This is a genomic window from Ruegeria sp. AO1, from assembly GCF_056535985.1.
The window spans coordinates 3,151,483-3,168,652 of the sequence record NZ_JBQFJC010000001.1; the positions used below are offsets into that span (position 1 = coordinate 3,151,483).

Annotated in this window: 18 protein-coding genes and 2 pseudogenes; 7 read left to right on the forward strand and 13 right to left on the reverse strand. The window is 52.6% G+C overall.

All coding sequences use genetic code 11. From position 1 onward, the window contains the following. Window positions 1-42: 42 nt before the first annotated feature. The 5 genes from ACR3FB_RS15675 to ACR3FB_RS15695 all read left to right on the forward strand — a co-directional run bounded on the left by ACR3FB_RS15675 (window position 43) and on the right by ACR3FB_RS15695 (window position 4,588). On the forward strand, window positions 43-1,131 hold the full coding sequence (locus tag ACR3FB_RS15675) for an isocitrate/isopropylmalate dehydrogenase family protein (RefSeq protein WP_480566229.1): 1,089 nt from the start codon (window positions 43-45) through the stop codon (window positions 1,129-1,131). Continuing rightward, a complete protein-coding gene (locus ACR3FB_RS15680) occupies window positions 1,128-2,159 on the forward strand; it encodes a Gfo/Idh/MocA family protein (RefSeq protein ID WP_480566231.1) in 1,032 nt (343 codons plus the stop codon). Before ACR3FB_RS15675 ends, ACR3FB_RS15680 begins: the two co-directional genes overlap by 4 nt. Before the next feature lie 59 nt (window positions 2,160-2,218). Next, window positions 2,219-2,833 carry a GntR family transcriptional regulator gene (locus ACR3FB_RS15685; RefSeq protein ID WP_480523924.1) on the forward strand — a complete coding sequence of 205 codons (615 nt, stop codon included), beginning with the start codon at window positions 2,219-2,221 and terminating at the stop codon, window positions 2,831-2,833. A gap of 215 nt (window positions 2,834-3,048) precedes the next feature. Continuing rightward, window positions 3,049-4,149: an Acg family FMN-binding oxidoreductase gene (locus ACR3FB_RS15690; RefSeq protein WP_480566232.1), complete on the forward strand. Its 1,101-nt coding sequence runs from the start codon at window positions 3,049-3,051 to the stop codon at window positions 4,147-4,149. After that, on the forward strand, window positions 4,139-4,588 hold the full coding sequence (locus ACR3FB_RS15695) for a MarR family winged helix-turn-helix transcriptional regulator (protein WP_480566234.1): 450 nt from the start codon (window positions 4,139-4,141) through the stop codon (window positions 4,586-4,588). Before ACR3FB_RS15690 ends, ACR3FB_RS15695 begins: the two co-directional genes overlap by 11 nt. Before the next feature lie 38 nt (window positions 4,589-4,626). On the opposite strand, the gene ACR3FB_RS15700 is transcribed toward ACR3FB_RS15695, so the two are convergent. From ACR3FB_RS15700 to ACR3FB_RS15740, 9 genes are all read right to left on the reverse strand, one after another. Then, a complete protein-coding gene (locus ACR3FB_RS15700; protein WP_480566236.1) occupies window positions 4,627-5,394 on the reverse strand; it encodes a hypothetical protein in 768 nt (255 codons plus the stop codon). Window positions 5,395-5,749: 355 nt separating this feature from the next. After that, window positions 5,750-5,920 carry a hypothetical protein gene (locus ACR3FB_RS15705; protein WP_480566238.1) on the reverse strand — a complete coding sequence of 57 codons (171 nt, stop codon included), beginning with the start codon at window positions 5,918-5,920 and terminating at the stop codon, window positions 5,750-5,752. Between the two features lie 263 nt (window positions 5,921-6,183). After that, window positions 6,184-6,738 carry a CIA30 family protein gene (locus tag ACR3FB_RS15710; RefSeq protein ID WP_480566240.1) on the reverse strand — a complete coding sequence of 185 codons (555 nt, stop codon included), beginning with the start codon at window positions 6,736-6,738 and terminating at the stop codon, window positions 6,184-6,186. 11 nt (window positions 6,739-6,749) lie between these two features. Then, entirely contained in the window at window positions 6,750-7,202 is a 453-nt protein-coding gene (locus tag ACR3FB_RS15715) for a TspO/MBR family protein (protein WP_480566242.1), read from the reverse strand. Between the two features lie 13 nt (window positions 7,203-7,215). Then, on the reverse strand, window positions 7,216-7,719 hold the full coding sequence (locus ACR3FB_RS15720; RefSeq protein WP_170471116.1) for an aggregation factor core: 504 nt from the start codon (window positions 7,717-7,719) through the stop codon (window positions 7,216-7,218). 136 nt (window positions 7,720-7,855) lie between these two features. Then, window positions 7,856-8,239: a nuclear transport factor 2 family protein gene (locus tag ACR3FB_RS15725; RefSeq protein WP_170471114.1), complete on the reverse strand. Its 384-nt coding sequence runs from the start codon at window positions 8,237-8,239 to the stop codon at window positions 7,856-7,858. 143 nt (window positions 8,240-8,382) lie between these two features. Next, complete coding sequence (locus ACR3FB_RS15730) at window positions 8,383-8,763, reverse strand: VOC family protein (RefSeq protein WP_480566244.1); 381 nt, start codon at window positions 8,761-8,763, stop codon at window positions 8,383-8,385. Then, window positions 8,764-9,777, reverse strand: a complete 1,014-nt coding sequence (locus ACR3FB_RS15735) for a zinc-binding alcohol dehydrogenase family protein (protein WP_480566246.1) — start codon at window positions 9,775-9,777, stop codon at window positions 8,764-8,766. 26 nt (window positions 9,778-9,803) lie between these two features. Then, on the reverse strand, window positions 9,804-10,094 hold the full coding sequence (locus tag ACR3FB_RS15740; RefSeq protein ID WP_480566248.1) for a putative quinol monooxygenase: 291 nt from the start codon (window positions 10,092-10,094) through the stop codon (window positions 9,804-9,806). Window positions 10,095-10,198: 104 nt separating this feature from the next. Here ACR3FB_RS15740 and ACR3FB_RS15745 point away from each other — a divergent pair, with 104 nt between their 5' ends. Beyond that, a complete protein-coding gene (locus ACR3FB_RS15745; protein WP_480566250.1) occupies window positions 10,199-11,086 on the forward strand; it encodes a LysR family transcriptional regulator in 888 nt (295 codons plus the stop codon). A gap of 32 nt (window positions 11,087-11,118) precedes the next feature. On the opposite strand, the gene ACR3FB_RS15750 is transcribed toward ACR3FB_RS15745, so the two are convergent. The 3 genes and pseudogenes from ACR3FB_RS15750 to ACR3FB_RS15760 all read right to left on the reverse strand — a co-directional run. Next, window positions 11,119-12,024 (reverse strand): haloalkane dehalogenase, encoded by a 906-nt coding sequence (locus tag ACR3FB_RS15750; RefSeq protein WP_425085423.1) that lies wholly within the window; start codon window positions 12,022-12,024, stop codon window positions 11,119-11,121. A gap of 236 nt (window positions 12,025-12,260) precedes the next feature. Beyond that, complete coding sequence (locus ACR3FB_RS15755) at window positions 12,261-14,150, reverse strand: SLC13 family permease (protein ID WP_480566252.1); 1,890 nt, start codon at window positions 14,148-14,150, stop codon at window positions 12,261-12,263. Between the two features lie 340 nt (window positions 14,151-14,490). Continuing rightward, window positions 14,491-14,826, reverse strand: a pseudogene (locus tag ACR3FB_RS15760) (oxidoreductase); the annotation flags it as partial. A 156-nt stretch (window positions 14,827-14,982) separates the two neighbouring features. On the opposite strand from ACR3FB_RS15760, the pseudogene ACR3FB_RS15765 reads away from it, so the two are divergent. After that, a pseudogene (locus tag ACR3FB_RS15765) lies at window positions 14,983-15,327 on the forward strand (integrase core domain-containing protein); the annotation flags it as partial. Window positions 15,328-15,897: 570 nt separating this feature from the next. On the opposite strand, the gene ACR3FB_RS15770 reads toward ACR3FB_RS15765, so the two are convergent. Next, a complete protein-coding gene (locus tag ACR3FB_RS15770; protein ID WP_480566254.1) occupies window positions 15,898-17,121 on the reverse strand; it encodes a HupE/UreJ family protein in 1,224 nt (407 codons plus the stop codon). Window positions 17,122-17,170 lie beyond the last annotated feature (49 nt).

The following is a 17,170-nucleotide window of genomic DNA, read 5'->3' on the forward strand; positions in this document are numbered from 1 at the left end:
CGATCGCGCTATGAATGCGAAACAGGAAGGAAGCGGGGCAAAATGAAAAAGACTTACGATATTGCAGTGTTCCACGGGGACGGGATTGGCCCAGAAATTATGGGCCCCACGCTTGAAATCCTGCGCCAGCTCTCGCTCAGCAATCCTACCTACGACCTGGCGTTTACAGACGCGCCGGCAGGCGCAGGCCACTACGCCAAAACTGGAGAATCGTTTCCGGCTGGATCACTCGAGACTGCGCGCAATGCTGACGCGATTCTGCTGTCGGCAATGGGTTTGCCCGATGTTCGATACCCGGACGGAACCGAGATTTCACCGCAGATCGATCTGCGAAAGCAACTGGGACTTTTCGCTGGTGTACGACCGGTAAAGGTAAGCAGCGGACAAATGACCCCATTGGCACTGCCTCCCGGAAAAGAGATCGACTTTGTCTTGATACGCGAAAGCACAGAAGGGCTGTTCTTCACCCAAGGCGCTGGCGAAGTCACCGAACATGAAGCACGTGAGACCTTGCTGATCACGCGTGAGGTGTCTGAAAAACTATTCCGTTTCGCGTTTGAACTTGCCCAGAACCGCAAAAGAACCGGGCGCGGCCGGGGGCGAGTTACATGTGTCGACAAGGCCAATGTATTCCGCGCCTTTGCGTTTTTCAGATCGATGTTTGATGCAGAAGCCACCCATCATCCCGAATTGCAGGCAGACCGTGCTTATGTTGATGCCACCGCTCTGTGGATGGTTCAAAAACCTTGGGAATTTGATGTTTTGGTCACTGAGAACATGTTCGGAGACATACTCTCCGACCTTGGTGCCGGTCTCATGGGTGGTCTTGGGCTGGCTCCCTCAGCGGATATCGGGTTGAATCATGCAGTATTCCAACCCTGCCACGGTTCCGCTCCGGACATTGCGGGACAGGGTATCGCCAACCCTTTTGCAATGATCCTGTCCGCAGCAATGATGCTTGAATGGTTGGGGCTGACCCATGATCACCCAGGCCTGTCCAACGACGGCGAACGATTGCGTGAAGCCGTGGAAAAGGTGACTGCGAACGGACAGAACCTGACGCGTGACCTAGGTGGCACCGCCGGAACGCAGGATGCAGCCGCATCGGTATTGGAAGCACTACGGGCATGAATACTCGACAAACCATCAGGGTTGCTTGTGTGGGCGCGGGATATTTCAGCAGGTTCCACTACGAAAGCTGGTCCCGAATGCCCGGAGCGGTTCCGATAGCGTCCTGCAACCGTGATATCAACAAGGCTAAAGAAACAGGACTTGCCGCTTACGATGATCTGTCACAAATGCTGGAGGCGGAAAAACCAGATCTCGTGGACATCATCCTTCCACCTGTAGCGCAGGCCGAAGCCATCCGAACGGTACTGAACTCTGGTATCAAGTGGCTGATCTGTCAAAAGCCATTCTGCATGTCTCTGGATGAAGCGGAGAAGATCGTCTCCGAGGCTGAAGCGGTAGGCGCAACTATTGTCGTGCATGAGAATTTTCGATTTCAGCCCTGGTATCGTGCGATCAAGGTGGCAATGACCGAGGGTCGAATTGGCACACCTCTTCAAGCGACTTTCCGGCTTCGGCCAGGCGACGGACAGGGACCACGAGCCTACCTTGACCGGCAGCCGTACTTTCAGGAAATGCCGCGTTTCCTGGTGCATGAAACAGCGATTCACTGGGTAGATACATTCCGATTTTTGTTCGATGCGCCCAGCGCAGTTTATGCGGACTTGCGCCAAGTTAACCCCTTTATCGCTGGCGAGGATGCAGGTTTCATCCTATTTGATCACCCCAACGGCTTGAAAGCCCTTTTCGATGGCAACAGATGCCTTGACCACAGTGCCGAAAACCTGCGTCAAACCATGGGTGAGGCTCTCATCGAAGGAACCGAAGGATCACTGGTTCTCAACGGCGACGGTTCAGTTGACCTCCGCGCTTTTGGTAAACAGGAGCGACAGCAGATTTTACCTCCGAGCGATCATGATGGGTTTGGAGGAGACTGCGTACACGCCTTGCAAAGTCACGTCGTTTCAGGCCTTGTAGAGGGCACGCCGCTGGAAAACACGGCCCGAGACTATTTGGACGTGATCCGCATCGAAGAGAACATCTATCTCTCGGCTGCGGAGGGACGAAAGATCAACCTGGAGACGCCGTGAAGGGTCAGGACGCAAAAACTCTTTCCAATACCCAACGCGCTGTTAGGGATTTGCGACAGATGATCCTGTCTGGCGAACTAGCAGCCGGAACTGACCATCTGGAATCAGAACTCGCCGAGACCCTTGGCATGTCCCGCACCCCGATACGGGAAGCTGCGCTGATGTTGGAAAGTAAGGGGTTGCTAGAAATGCGGCCCCGAAAGGGCGTGCGTATACTGCCTGTTTCATCAGATGATATGCGTGAAATTTACGACATACTGACAGAACTAGAGAGTCTCGCGGCACAGCGCGCTGCCGAAGCGGGTCATTCAGAAGATGAACTGTCGGTCCTTGCTGGATCAATTGCAAAGATGGATCAAGCCATCGAAACCGAAGACCTTGAAGCCTGGGCCGAGGCTGACGAGTTGTTTCATCAGGAGCTCGTTCGGTTGGGCGGCAACAAACGGGTCGAAGCGATTGTCGCCATGATGAGCGACCAGGTGCGCCGCGCACGCGCAACGACGTTGTTCATCAGGCCCCTGCCCGTCAAATCCAACGAAGATCACCGGGTTGTTTTTCAAGCGATTAGTGAAGGTCGACCGGATGTTGCCCGTGAACGTCATCGAGAACACAGGCTGCAAGCACAGGCTATGCTTTGCGGGATACTCGAAAAGCATCGACTCAACAGCCTCTGATCTTCTCGTATCCGGTCGTTAATCAACTAAAATAACTGCTTTTTTGGCGATATAAAAGGCGCTCCGAGTACTTGTCGATAGCGGCAGTTCGTGGTTGCGTCCGACTGTTCTGCTTTCCTTTTTTCAAATCACTTAACCAGTCACTGCATCGCTTGGGGTTGAATTAGTACGATTTCGTATTATTTAGTTCGATATCGTACTATTGGAGACTCAAGATGCCAAATCGAAGACGTTTTCTTAAGGTTCTGGGCGGAGGCACAATTCTGGCGGCAACGGGCGCGGTTGGGTTCCTCGCGACACGCACGCCGCATGACGCGTTGGCTCCGTGGACGCCAATACCTTATGACGACCCACGCAAAGCCGCGTTGTCCTACGCAATTCTCGCCCCCAATCCGCACAACTTGCAACCTTGGCTGGTCGAGTTGGTTGGGCAAGACACGGTGCGCATCCACCGTGATCCTGATCGCGAGCTTCCGGAAACCGATCCTTACCACCGCCAGCTCTTTATTGGCCTCGGCGCATTTGTTGAGACTATGATCCTGGCGGCAGGAGCACAGGGATTTGATACCAAGGTCAAACTACTGCCAAATGGAGATGACGGACCTATCGCAGAAGCAGTGTTTGTTCCCGGCGGAGCGCCCGATCCACTCTCAGATCAAATCCTCAACCGACATTCCAACAAAGAACCGTACACTGAACAGCGCCTCTCAGCCGACCAAGTGTCTACGCTTGGCAACTATGCAACCTTGATTACCGATGAAGATCTGGTGGCGAGTGTTCGAGACCTCACGAAACGCGCTTTCGAAATCGAAATGCGAACACCGCAGACCCTGAAAGAATCCGTAGACCTCATGCGGATCGGGAAAGCAGAAATCAACGCCAATCCGGACGGGATTGAATTGCGCGATCCCATGCTGGAAACGCTGCGACTTACCGGCCTATTGGACAATGAAACCCTTATGAATGTTGACCACCCAGGCACTCAGTCTCACATGCGAGGCTACTTCGCTATGCTAGACGCGACGCCGCAATACGCAGTCCTCACGACAGCTACAAATACGCGAAGTGATCAACTCGAAGCCGGACGTCAATTGATGCGTTTCTACCTGAAAACAACCGAAATGGGTCTGGGCGTGCATCCGGTCAGTCAGGCCCTTCAGGAATATCCTGAGATGGCCGATGAATACGCTCTGGCGCATGAGCTTCTTGCGCCACCGGGCCACACGGTGCAAATGTTGCTGCGTTTGGGGTATGGGCCTGAACCAATTGCCACACCCCGCTGGCCACTGGAGACACGAATTCTGAATGAAGCCTGAAGAAGAGACCAACGAAGTTTACCGGTTCTTCACCGAGGTCGGGATCATCAACCAGCTGATTTCGACCAAGCTTGAGGAGTTCTTACCTGGCAGAATGACCGCAACCCAATTTGGCATATTGGGCCACCTAGTCCGGCGCCCCGAGGGGGAAACGCCACTACAGCTATCGAACGCTTTTCAAGTGCCCAAGACGTCGATGACGCACATGCTCGCGAGCCTCGAAAACCATACCCTGATTACCCTTGAAACCAACCCCAATGACAAGCGTTCGAAAATAGCCCGGTCCACGCCGCAAGGTGCGGAGTTTCTGAAAGCTTGTACGAAGCGGATGTCGGAATCCCTGGCTCCAGTTTTGTCTGAACTCGGGCCAGATCCATTTCACAATTCGCTGCCGAATCTGACGCTCATACGCGAAGTTTTGGACAGCGAACGGGACTAGGCAAAAACCAGTATTGGCATGAATACGAAGCCAAATTCTCAGAACATCATGCAGTCTCCGCCCGGGGGAAGCGGCGGTGATCCTTCAGGCAAAGTGGGCGTGTAGTCAAATGTCACAATCTTCGCGCCGCCGTCGAATGCTACAAACAGTTGGTTAGATCCCGGCCTAATGGCGATGCCTTCCGGGTCCGTTCCGAATTCCAAAAGGCTTTGCTGGGCGAGCAGTTGGCCATTTGCCGTGAACTCATACAAGCTGTTTGACCCTTCCCAGTCATCAACAATCAACATGTGGCCGGTGCGTGGGTCAATCGCGATACCCTGTGCCTCACTTAAGGGGGGAGAGAGCTTCATGGTATCCAACCTCGCAGTCAAAGCACCCTCTGAAGTGAACCAAGACAACCGTTCGGGGTCATCCTCTACGGTCACGATCTGCCCCTCCGCATTGATCGCGATCCCCTCGGTGTCTGCGAATCCGCCGTCCAGTTTGAAAGGCGCTCCGAGTGGCTCTCCATCTTTGGTGACACGTTGAAGACTGCCGAGACCATCTCCCAGCAACAAGTGATCCCCTTCAATAGCAATTGCTTTGATACGGAAGAGATCGCTGGATATGCGGCGCAACTCATCACCTTGCAATGTAACGAGAATGGCATCGGGCCCCTCGTTCGCAATCCACAACCCACAAAACGTCGGATCGTAGTCAAGACTTGCGGGTTGATTGAGCTCATACCGCCCTGTTTCGCGAAGCTGCAATGCCGTGGCCGGGGTCGACACAGCAAAAAACAATAAGGCAATGGTCCTCACAAACACTCAGGATGCTCCTAACTGAGTTAGAAAGGTGGGGCGGTGTCGTGACGGGTCAATGCAAAGCACGATCGAGCTCCCCACAACAGAGGTCACCACATTGCCAGGTCAGAGAGACGCAGACGCCAAGAATCGGTGCCAGGCTACTCAAATTGGAGATTTACAGCGATGCAAACCAAGGTGAAGAACTAGAGCAGTTTCTTGCATCGCAGCGAGACCCGTATCGCGCAAAAACTATAGACGAGTTTTTCACGTCACCACTCTTGGCGCTGAGTTTTCCTTAGCTTTGGTGTTACCAATTGCAGAGTTCGATCTGATTTAACCAAATTCACAGACAATTTAGTGTCGAACCCCGAATCGCTTAAGCTTCGGCGATCAATGTGCCCCAACTGGAAAAGCCAGCGTCCGTCTCACAGATGATCGTTTCCATCCCGGTTACCGCATCGTTTCCAAAATAGCAGTCCGCAAACGCACCAGTGCCAACAAATGATAGGGTCAGGGCAACAAGGCCCAAAGCTGTAATCCTCTTCATGATACTCACTCCTTTAGATGAGCTTCATGTGGGAGTTGTCTTTTGCTGAATGTATTTTGCTTTGATTAAGTTTCATTAACTGAAGACTGCCTGTGGAGTTGTCTCTTCGGAACGCCGCACGCTGCAAATGTTCGCTCAGAAAAGACAGGTTCAGCACCCAAAATGAAGAAACAGCACATCCGCGTTCAGGCATTGGCACAACTCGATCTCAACCGGTGTCAAGCAGACCTATCTGAATATCACAGCCCTTTCTTGAGAGGCCTTCAGTAGAAACCAATCTCACTGACATCTATGCGGGCCTCGTGATCGCGCCCGAAGGCTACAACTCCAACTGAGGTAATTTCGTCAGCAACGGGAATAGCGCGCAACATGGCACCAGAAGCCTTGAAACCTGACAAAGGCAAGTGAACTTCGGTCCATTCGTCGGAAGTTGCGAAAGCGGCCTGATAGTATTGCCACGGAAGCACCGTGCCGCGGGTTCTGAGATGAACGAAATATTGCTCACCGTTCCCCCGTACCAATAACCTGACGCCTGATACACCCTCATCTGGCCGATCAGACAACTTGCGCCGGAACTGGATGAAGCCGCCGTTGTTTTCCGTACTGACGGTTCCGGTCAACCGCGCGAATGCAACATCACCTTCCGAAGGAAACTGCACCTGACCTGAGGACACTCCTCCCATGACGGTGTCAGCAACGTAATCCCAACGCGTCTCCGGAGACTTGGAGAAGTCTTCAGTTAATTTTTCATCAGCCTGAGCCATTGTGCATCCGATGATAACAAGACCTGAAACAAGCCCAATGAAGTTGGCACGCATATAGTTCCTTCTCAGTTCGATATCGCAATGGAAAGGTTCAGCGCCGTGGCAAATGCGACCCATGCAAAATACGGCAGGAAGGCCAGTGCGGAAACCCGATCTGAATTCCTGACCCGAGCAATGAACATGACGATCACAGCCAACAACGCGACAATGACAACAAGGGCAATCCACGGCAGTTGAAGTACGAAAAAGGCTGGGGACCACAAAAAGTTCAGACCCATCTGCGCCCACCACAGCTTCATGGCGGTCGAGCTTCGGTCTGTTTCGAACTGACGCCAACCCACCATAGCGATCAAGACATATAGCACCGTCCAAACCGGCCCAAAAACCCAATTTGGTGGATTGAAAGCCGGTTTAGAAAGCTGCGCATACCAATCGCCGGGTGCAGTCAGTGTCCCGATCAGGATGCCGCCGCCCACCATGAGCGCAAGGAATGCTATGCGGATTAACCAGTTCGACATTTTGGGATAGCTTTCAGCAGTCCTGTGTCGCCACGTTCACAAATGCTTCGGAAGAGAAGGTCGCAGTACTGGTCTCATCCGCATCGGTAAATGACACCGTGGCGCCTTCGATCTCCGACCCCGTTACGGTGATTTCGCGTTGCCCGATAGTATCATCGACATCGATGGTAAAGGCGAGTGTGTCCCCGGCTGCGAGGGAGGCGATCTCAAGTTCAATTGTATCTTGCCCGTCCACGACCCCTGGGATTTGCCGCAGAGCATCCGCACCCTCAACGAATTCGAGAGGTTGGAATACCTCCACGCCAGCACCCTTTTCGGTAACGTCGAAAATCAGACGTCCGGCAGATTGCGACAAGTCAATTTTGAGGGTCGAGGCTTCTACTTCGCAAGCTCCGACATTTGTCAGAACAAAACGGTCCTTGGGTGCGCCTTCTATAAAGCGAATTTGTACACCAGCTTGAAGGGACGTGGCTGCAAATAGTCCAACGGTGGCCGTAAGAATACTCTTCGAGAACATATTTATCTCCTAATTAAACGGTTCTTGATAGATACGCCTCGGCGGGTCTCCTGGATCAGACTTATACCCTTTGACTATCGTGGTTTAGCAGACAGCAGCTTTCGAAGTTCCATGCTCTGCAGTTAGAACGGCGAAGTCAAAACATGCCATTGTCATTCTCGCTGTTTGCTGGAACTTCCTGAAGAACGTCCCAGTGTTCGACAACCTTGCCATCAGCATCTAGGCGAAAAATATCGATCCCTGCGTACTCGAGACCATCGGGCCAGATTTGATGGCAATGCAGAATAACGTGATCGTCTTCAGCAAAGGCACGTTTGATATCCACACGCTTTCCCGGGTATTCGGCGGCCATGCGCTCGAAGTACTCGACAAAGGCTTGCTTACCGTCGCCAACATGCGGGTTGTGCTGCGTATAGGTTTCCCCAACAAAGGTTGCGATGGCCTCGGCGGGTCGACACGCGTTGAACATCATTTCGTAGAAAGCTATGACGTTTTTCTTGTTTGTTTCGAGGTCCGGCATGCTGATCTCCAAATTGACGTTTGTACCGCCAAAAAATGTTGGTCCGAGTAATTCTTGGAAGCAACCCGGCAAGGATCTCGATCATTGATCGGCAAAGAGTTACGAGCTTGATTTTGCGGCCCGACTATTCCGAGGGTTTGCACTTACTCGGTTTCTTCGAAATCAATATGAATATGATTTCCATCAGGATCGGCCACGTGGATTTGGACCATTCCAGTCCCCGGGACGTCAGTTTTGCGATACTGGACCTGACTCGAGTTCAGTTTTTCTTCGAATGCGCTCAAGCCCGTGGCTGAGAGCGCAAAATGCTCGAGCTTGAGCTTCACTTCGGAGCCGACATTTGGCGTTCCTTCGTGACCCACAAGGTGGACCACGGCGTCATCACCCGCATACAACCATGCTCCGGGAAACGGAAAATCAGGGCGGGCCCCAAGTTTCAAACCCAAGACCTTTTCATACCAAGTAACCATCTCAGGCAATCTGGTCGTAACGATATTCACATGATCCAGCCGCTCAATTCTCATCTAAAAACCCTCAAGCACAAGCTTCCCTTTGGCCTTGCCGCTTTCTAGGATAGCATGGGCTTTCATTAAGTTTGTAGCATTGATCCTACCGAGTGTATCAGTCGCTGTGGATCTGATCTTTCCATCATCTATCAACCCGGCGACCTGATTCAGGATTTCGCTTTGACGACTCATATCTCCAGTCCCAAAAAGCGACCGAGTGTACATGAACTCCCAATGCAATGAGATCGACTTAGGTTTGAACGGCGCGATGTCGAAGGTCTCAGGATCATCGATCAACCCAAAGCGCCCTTGGGGTGTCATCACCTCTCCAGCTTGGGGCGCATAAAGCTGGGAATGGTTTGTCGAATAGATGAAATCCACGCTTTCGATGCCGTGCGCATTGAGTTGTGAGCCAAAAGGTTCCGCGTGATTGATGACATGGTGCGCGCCTAGCTCTCGAACCCAGTCTTGTGTCTCGGGTCGGGACGCAGTTGCAATCACCGTCAAGTCAGTGAGAGCCCGCGCCAATTGAATGGTGATTGACCCGACACCACCTGCGCCACCAATAACCAGCAACGTATTGGTCCCGCCGGAAACGGTATCCAGGACTCGCAAGCGGTCAAACAGCATCTCAAAAGCAGTAAGCGTCGTGAGCGGCATAGCCGCAGCCGCTTTCGCCGGTATGGATTTTGGCGCGGCTCCGACAATACGTTCATCCACCAGATGAAACTCGGCATTGGTTCCCGGTCGGTTGATCGCCCCGGCATACCAAACTGTATCTCCCGGACTGAAAGTCCCAACCGTTTCACCAACGGTTTCGACGACGCCTACCGCGTCCCACCCCAGAATATCAGGTGCTGGACCTACAGGAGCACGTTTTTGCCGAATTTTCGTATCGACCGGGTTCACTGACACGGCCTGCACCTTCACCAACAAGTCGCGCCCCTTCGGCGTCGGTTTGTCGGCCTCGAAGTCGACTAAGGCGTCCGCCCGATCAATTGACCCTGTCTCGCGGTATCCCACGGCTTTCATGGCGTGCTCCTTTGTCCGGTTCTGTATCAACCGATGACTGTCATTTCATTCAACGTGAATTCTGCAACGGCGCCTTCGGTTGCTTCCAGGTAAGCCGTAAGGTGCTGAGCACCCATGTGGGTTTGCCAAAGCTCTCGGCTTTCCCAATTTTCGTAAAACACGAAATGAGCTGGGTTATCGTTGTCCTGGTGCAGGTCGTAGTTAATACAACCCTCTTCGGCTCGGGTTGTGTCGATGAGCTTGATCAGCTCACCTTTTACTAGGTCGATCTTGTCGGGGTTGGCTTTGATGTTCGCGACGATTGTCAGCTTGGCCATTGGAATGGATCCCTTGTGTTCTTGAGCGATGCGCAAGATTTACGCCGCAGCCCTTTCGGGATAAACAGGGCAAGATCGAACATATAATCCGGAAATTCCGTTTAATGCTTTTAGACAATCTTCGCTTGTTTCTGACGATAGCCGAGAAAGGCAGTCTTGTGGCCGCGGCGCGCGAGACGGGGATTTCTAGCACGACAGTGTCCGAGCGGCTCGCGGCTCTGGAGGCATATTACGGTGTGGTTTTGTTCAACCGCACCACCCGTTCTATTAGCTTGACCGAAGAAGGCCGGACACTAGCTGACGGCGCAAGAAGCGTACTCAGTGCGGTTGCGGACCTGGATACGCTAGTTCGGCACGGTGCCGAAACTCTGTCTGGTCCAATTCGCATAAGCGCGCCCATTGACTTGGGACGGAGCATTGTTTCCAAGGTTATCGCCGAATTCACCGAAGAGAACCCTGCCGTCTCAATCGAACTGTCCCTCTCGGACGGCTATGTCGACCTTGTCGGCCAGGGTTTCGACCTCGCCGTTCGCTTCGGCAACATAACAGACAGCTCGCTCAGGTTACGAAATCTAGGAAGCTACCAACGTTTCGTATGTGCGTCCCCAAGTTACCTGGCCTCATTCGGAACGCCTGAAAAACCAGAAGATCTATTAAACCACAACTGCCTGATTATGAGGTTTGGCGACGTGATTGACAACGTTTGGGAGTTTGGATCAGGACCAAATGCCCAGCGCGTATCGGTAAAGGGAAGTCGAATAGTCAATGATGGTTCACTGATCCGCGATTGGGCGATCGCAGGCCATGGGGTCGTCTTGAAGTCCGAGCTGGATGTCGGCGACGATGTTCGATCTGGCAGACTTGTTTCTGTCTTGCGCAACTTCCTCCCACCGCCGAAACCTTTGCAAATGATGTTTCCGCCGAGCCGAGCCCAACCACGTCGCATAACGGCCTTGGCCGAGCATTTGCGTCGCAAATTTGGTGTGCGTTAAAGCCGTAGGGGAAGTCACTAATCTGACAGCCGCTATGTTTGCTCAATGAATTTCAACGTTGCGTGTGCTAGCTCTCTGCCAGCATCTTCTTGAATGAAGTGCCCGGCTCTTGGCACAACGATATGATTATGACCAACTGCCCCGGGGATCGACTTTTGGAACAGTTTGTCTACCCCCGCCATGACGCTGTCATCTTCTCCAAAAACAGTCAGAAACGGAGTGTTCAGGGTCTTGAGGGTTTCCCATGCGGCTCGGTTGGCTTCTGAAGCTGGATTGTCAGGCGTGTCGGGCACCAACACTGGAAACTCACGAGCGCCTGCCAGATAGCGCGCATCCGGGAACGGTGCGTTATAGGCTGCGACCTCTTCATCTGAAATCTTGGATGTTGTGCCACCGAATACGATGCGTCCCGAATTAAATTCCGGCACGGATTGCGAGTATTCCCGCCATGAAAGAAATGCCTCACCCAAGGGCACGTCACCGGTAGGTAGGGCCGTGTTCGCCACAACCACACGAGAGAACCGCTCGGGCATACTCGCAACCAGCCGCAAGCCAATGAGTCCGCCCCAGTCTTGGCAAACCAATGTGATGCCCGTCAGGTCAACTTTCCGCAACCACTCGGACATCCAGTCTACATGGCGTTGGTAGGTGTAGTCGGATCGCTCAGTGGGCTTGTCCGACCGGCCAAACCCAATCAAATCAGGAGCCAGAACTCGATGGCCCGCATCTTTGAATAACGGAATCATGTGCCGATACAGGAAGCACCAGGTTGGCTCTCCGTGCATCAACAACACTGGCGGTGCCTGCGCCGGTCCCTCGTCCAAATAGTGCAGACGGAGAAGACCGCCCTCGGTATCATCCACATCAAGATAGTTCGGGCCAAAGTCGAAATCTGGCAATCCGTCAAACTGGTGGTCCGGTGTACGAAGGAACTTCATCGTGAACTCTCCAAAATTGCCGACGGTCTTGGTCCGACAACAGTGATTGATAAAACTAAAACGGTCCAGTTCCAGCGTTTACCGACTTCAGGTTTGGTTGACTTCGACGCATTGCTTCGGTCCCTCGCGGCGGAGGTTCTTTTTTGCAGACGTCTTGAATCTAACATCCGACAAAAAAATTTGGTCTCAAAAACCCTATATTATGAGTTCATCTGTACGGATCGCCGAGAGGCGGCTCAGAAGAAAATCGCAAGTCCAGTCATTGAAACAACCAAGAAAAGCAGAGTCATGATACCGCCCGAGCGAACAAAATCGACCACCCTGTAACCTGCCGGGCCCATGATCAACGCGTTCACCTGGTGTGTTGGGATCAAAAATGAGTTGGACGTTGAAATTGCCACGGTGAGAGCAAATACAGCCGGGTTTCCACCCGCCGATACAGCAATAGAAACTGCTAGCGGCACCAGCAGAACAGTTGCACCTACGTTCGACATGACCAGCGTGAACGCCGTCGCCAAAACGGCTATTCCTGCTTGCAAAGACCAGATCGGCCACCCCTTCAAAAGGGCCAACACATGCGCTGCAATCCAATCCGCAGTGCCGGTGTTCTGAACCGCCTGCCCCAACGGGATCAGTGAAGCGAGTAGAAAAACTGTGCTCCAACTTATCGACTCGTAAGCCTCATCAATCGACAGCACCCGGCTCAAAACCATGCCAACAGCGCCAACTAACAGGCACAACGACAAGCGCAGGTCAGAAAATAGAATTAAGCTCAACGCTATCAGGAAGAAAGCGAGCGCCCATCCGACCTTGTGTGGCCGCAACTCTTCCTGGGGAAAGTCCGAGGTGACAACGACGAAATCCCGGTCTGCCTTCACTCGTGTCAGACGGTCCCACTGCACGTGCACCACACACGTGTCGCCGGCTTGCAAAGGAACTTGCCCGATATGCGTAGCTGAATGATCTTCGGTCTCAACGTGGCTTAGTGTTTCTTCGCCACGCTGAATGGCCAACAAAGACAAACCATGTGTTTGGCGGAGACGTAAATCGATCGGAGTCTGGCCGATCACCGAAGAACCGGGAGGAATAACAACCTCGGCCACCCCCGATTGGGTCGCGGCGAAATCGTCTGCAAAGACATCTAGTTGGGGCAGGATCTCCAAGCCGTAAGGCTCAGCAAACTGGTGCTCAACCACCCGACGCAGGCCAAGCACGGCAAGCCGCGCCGGGGCTTCGATCTTGGTATCAGCCATCGGCGCGATGACCTTGTGGCCGCGATAAGATGTGCCCAGAATGTACATATTATGGGCGACCATCAGATCCGAAAGCGATTGCCCGATGATGATCGAGCCTTCAGGGACACGTATCTCAAACATATCGGCCCTCAGCCCGTATGTGGCTTCGACATAAGCCTGCATGGACCGAGCCGAGCTTGCATCTTCTCCACGCTCCCGCTGCGCTGGAAGGACCCAACGACCAAAAAGCACGAAGTAAAGCACCCCTGTCAGCACCAGCATCACACCGATGGGCGTGACTGAAAACAACCCAAATGTCTCCATTTGTTGGTCAGCTGGTAGGGATGAGTTTGCCGAAACAATCAGGTCATTCAACAGGATGAGGGGCGACGACCCGACCAATGTAATCGTACCACCCAGGATCGCGCAAAACCCCATGGGCATCAGCAACCTACTCATCGGGATTTCCGTACGTGCTGAGATGCGGCTCACAACAGGTAAAAAAAGCGCAGCTGCTCCGACGTTCTGCATGAAGGAGCTTATGACACCAACCGTTGTTGATATGATTGGGATAATCCGAGCCTCTGTCGTGCCACCATTCTTGAGGATCAAGGCCGCAACCTTTGACATAAGTCCAGTCTTATCGAGCCCAGCCCCAATTATCATAACTGCGATGATGGACATCACAGCGTTCGAGGAAAAACCTTCAAAGAGCCTAGAGACATCGGCAAGATTACCTAGCCCTGGTAAATAGCTCAGCGCACCAAGCAGCACCATTACAAGAATTGCTGCGACATCGATCCGTATTATCTCGGTAACAAAAAGTAAGACTGTAAAAGCTAGTAGACTCAGTACGGCTATCATTTCGTACGTCAGTGTTGGTAATTCCATATCGTACTCCCAACCTAACGTTACCTGATTAGCAGCAAATGCGAAGGACCAACTCTGCGCCGAAGGTAAGGCCAAAGTCCATCTGTCCGGCGCACCCAACTGGTTTTCTCGGAAATGGTGTGTGCTGAAGCCTGGATTTCCCCAACTTAAAGATAAGCTGATGATAAACTCAAAAGCGTATCTTAGTCACCGCAATCGGAGGGAGAGTATCCATTCGCAGACTTGTGATAAATCCCCGCGTCCATAATAGATATTGCCTTACACGCGAAAAGAGCGCGCCCAAACCGGCGCGCTCACTCTATTTGGTCTTGACTGTCACCAAGGAGTTAAGAGTGAGGCATCACTCTGCGGCAACCGCTTCCCCTTCCAAAGCCGGGTAGTCGATGTATCCTTTTTCATTCCCGCCGTAGAGGGTGGTTTCATCCAACTCATTCAGTGCGGCGTCTTTCTCCAGCCGAGAGACAAGATCCGGGTTGGAAATGAACGGTCGGCCAAAAGCCACCAAGTCGACGGTTCCGGTCTCAACCGCTGCAATCGCCATTTCGCGGTCATAAGCGTTGTTGCCCATTTTCGCACCATCAAACAAATCATAGAGCGCCTTTAGATCGCCACCTTCGGGAATATCACGCGGGCCGCCGGTCTTTCCTTCTACGAGATGGAGGTAAGCCAACCGATAAATTGTTGTAAGTACAAGCACATCGCTACATTCCTATATTTGATTTTATTCAGAATATTTGGGTGTCTTTGCCCGTAGTTTTGCACAGCATTTGCGTGCAACTATGCAGGATTTGCGCGCAACGTTGCATGAATGGTCATAGCGCATTAACGTCGAACGGATCTGTTCATCCTGCGTGGTCCTCCCGCGTTCATACGTTCCAACAAAGGTCCCGTCTTTGTTGCAATAGCGGTTCGGGATTGGATCGCAGCCGTAGGCTCTCAAACAGCCTACATCGACTCGGAATCGCCGTGGGAAAACGGATACTGTGAAAGCTTCAATGGCTGGTTCCGAGACGAACTCCTAAACGGGGAGATTTTCTATACCCTGCGCGACGCCCAGATATTGATCGAAGAATGGAGAAAACACTACGATGCGAAGAGACCACACAGTGCATTGGGCTACCATCCACCAGCGCCAGAAACCATCATCCCGATGGAACTGAGGCCAATCATGCACTAACCATCAAATCGGACCAGTCAGATGGGGGCTGCTCAGGAGTTTAGATGGCATCCCATAGAAGTCACAGAGTTTCTTTGAGGGTTATGCTCCAAGCGCTTCAATCAATGAGTGTATGGGTTGACCATGGGTAGAACAAGCGCGGTCAAACTGATGTTGGGGGCAGCTTTGAAACTCCTTTCATACGTGATCACAGCTGGTTCTTTTGCAATAGGGATGATGAGCCTGTAACCGCTACACTCAACCTGAATGATACTTAATCTGGCATTGTTCGAAGCGAGCGCGGCCGTAAGCCTCGCATCAATACAGTGTTGTGCGGCACCCAAGCGACTTTTGAAGACTTATGTTCAGGTACTCCCAGCTGAACGTGAAAAACTTAGTTCTCATTGTCCGCTTGGGGCTGACTGCGCTTCTTGGGTGAAACAAAGCGGATGGCGACAAAGTCCGCGGAGCAGATGTTGAGTCGAATTCAAGGAACGACTGCTTCTAGCCCATTCCTTTTAATGTCGCGGTTCAGCCGAAAGTCCGCTTTCATTCAAAGCATTCGTCACTGACTGCGCCATCGCAATGACCCTAAGCCAACGTGGAATAAACTTCGGCAACTCGCTGAAAGGTCCAAAAGCAGGCGATAGCCGCACATCCACCGGCTAGGCCCACTCGTAGGGACATCCACAAACTGGAGTTCACGCACCGACACATTATCAAGGCAGGCCAGAGCGCAAGAATAATGGCGACCTGGCCAAGCTCGACGCCAAGATTGAAAGCAAGCAGGCTTTGCCAGATGTTTGGAGATGTGACCTGCAAGATCTTGTGCAACACAAAGCTAAACCCAAGCCCGTGCAAGAGGCCAATCAGCGTTGTCAGAAGCACCATCGTGACTTCAGAGCGCGCATTGTCCTTAAAACTCATAAACGCTGCGACGGCTGCAAATATTATAGAAAGCGCGATCCCGGTTTCGACGGCGGGAACAAACCACGCGCCCGATGGTACAAACCCGAAAAACCCCAGCGACAGCGTTACACTATGCCCAACGGTAAAACCGGTTGCACGCAGCAATAGCGCCCTGAGGGTCTGCGCTCCAATGACCAAACACACAACAAACAAAACATGATCCAATCCTTCGAGGATATGTCGTATGCCTTCCCAGACGAAACTGAGGAATCCTCCGTATCCTTGTTGCTGAACAACCAATGGTTCAGTCATCAGACCCCGAGATCGGAATACCTGAGCTGTGTCTGACGCGTAGTCGAGAATGAGGTTGGCCGTTTGGTCCTGATCCGGCAAGCCGGGGTCCAGCAGGTTCGCAATGCTATACGATTGGACCGGACCGTAAGTATCATAATGCAGGACGAGATCAACAACTGTGTCACCAACAAAAAGCGGTGGCATGAGGGCCGTTTCGGTTTCCACGGCCTGTTGAGCTTCGGCCAAAGTTGCAAATCCGGGCTCATTTCCGACGCGATGCAAGCGAACGGTCTCAACTGTTCCTCTTAAGCGCCGATTGTCGACCAACAGACGTAGTCCACCTTCGGCGAATTGCCCCAGCCCATTGGGATCGCTCAAGGCAGCCTGCAAGTCGACAAAGTGGACCAACTGACCGTCGCTCATGGCATTAGTCGTGAATGGTGCAGCGTCCGGCAAGGCATCACCATTCTGATCACCGACCTTATCTGCAACCAAATAGGGCATGGGCGTGCGCATGTAGATACGTAGACCGTCTTCGGAATGCTCGACATGCGAAATTCGAACGTTGAGGTTAAGCAAAAAATGCGCCGAGGCCGACAGTGTCAGTGACAAAAACACACCGACAAACAAAGCGCCGAAAGCAAAAATCTTAGCTTTTAAA

Excerpts from the sequence above, each read along its gene's own strand:
- ACR3FB_RS15675 (WP_480566229.1), top strand. The coding sequence starts at position 43 with ATGAAAAAGACTTACGATATTGCAGTGTTCCACGGGGACGGGATTGGC.
- ACR3FB_RS15680 (WP_480566231.1), top strand. The coding sequence starts at position 1,128 with ATGAATACTCGACAAACCATCAGGGTTGCTTGTGTGGGCGCGGGATAT.
- ACR3FB_RS15685 (WP_480523924.1), top strand. The coding sequence starts at position 2,219 with ATGATCCTGTCTGGCGAACTAGCAGCCGGAACTGACCATCTGGAATCA.
- ACR3FB_RS15690 (WP_480566232.1), top strand. The coding sequence starts at position 3,049 with ATGCCAAATCGAAGACGTTTTCTTAAGGTTCTGGGCGGAGGCACAATT.
- ACR3FB_RS15695 (WP_480566234.1), top strand. The coding sequence starts at position 4,139 with ATGAAGCCTGAAGAAGAGACCAACGAAGTTTACCGGTTCTTCACCGAG.
- ACR3FB_RS15705 (WP_480566238.1), bottom strand. The coding sequence starts at position 5,920 with ATGAAGAGGATTACAGCTTTGGGCCTTGTTGCCCTGACCCTATCATTT.
- ACR3FB_RS15710 (WP_480566240.1), bottom strand. The coding sequence starts at position 6,738 with ATGCGTGCCAACTTCATTGGGCTTGTTTCAGGTCTTGTTATCATCGGA.
- ACR3FB_RS15715 (WP_480566242.1), bottom strand. The coding sequence starts at position 7,202 with ATGTCGAACTGGTTAATCCGCATAGCATTCCTTGCGCTCATGGTGGGC.
- ACR3FB_RS15720 (WP_170471116.1), bottom strand. The coding sequence starts at position 7,719 with ATGTTCTCGAAGAGTATTCTTACGGCCACCGTTGGACTATTTGCAGCC.
- ACR3FB_RS15725 (WP_170471114.1), bottom strand. The coding sequence starts at position 8,239 with ATGCCGGACCTCGAAACAAACAAGAAAAACGTCATAGCTTTCTACGAA.
- ACR3FB_RS15730 (WP_480566244.1), bottom strand. The coding sequence starts at position 8,763 with ATGAGAATTGAGCGGCTGGATCATGTGAATATCGTTACGACCAGATTG.
- ACR3FB_RS15735 (WP_480566246.1), bottom strand. The coding sequence starts at position 9,777 with ATGAAAGCCGTGGGATACCGCGAGACAGGGTCAATTGATCGGGCGGAC.
- ACR3FB_RS15740 (WP_480566248.1), bottom strand. The coding sequence starts at position 10,094 with ATGGCCAAGCTGACAATCGTCGCGAACATCAAAGCCAACCCCGACAAG.
- ACR3FB_RS15745 (WP_480566250.1), top strand. The coding sequence starts at position 10,199 with ATGCTTTTAGACAATCTTCGCTTGTTTCTGACGATAGCCGAGAAAGGC.
- ACR3FB_RS15750 (WP_425085423.1), bottom strand. The coding sequence starts at position 12,024 with ATGAAGTTCCTTCGTACACCGGACCACCAGTTTGACGGATTGCCAGAT.
- ACR3FB_RS15755 (WP_480566252.1), bottom strand. The coding sequence starts at position 14,150 with ATGGAATTACCAACACTGACGTACGAAATGATAGCCGTACTGAGTCTA.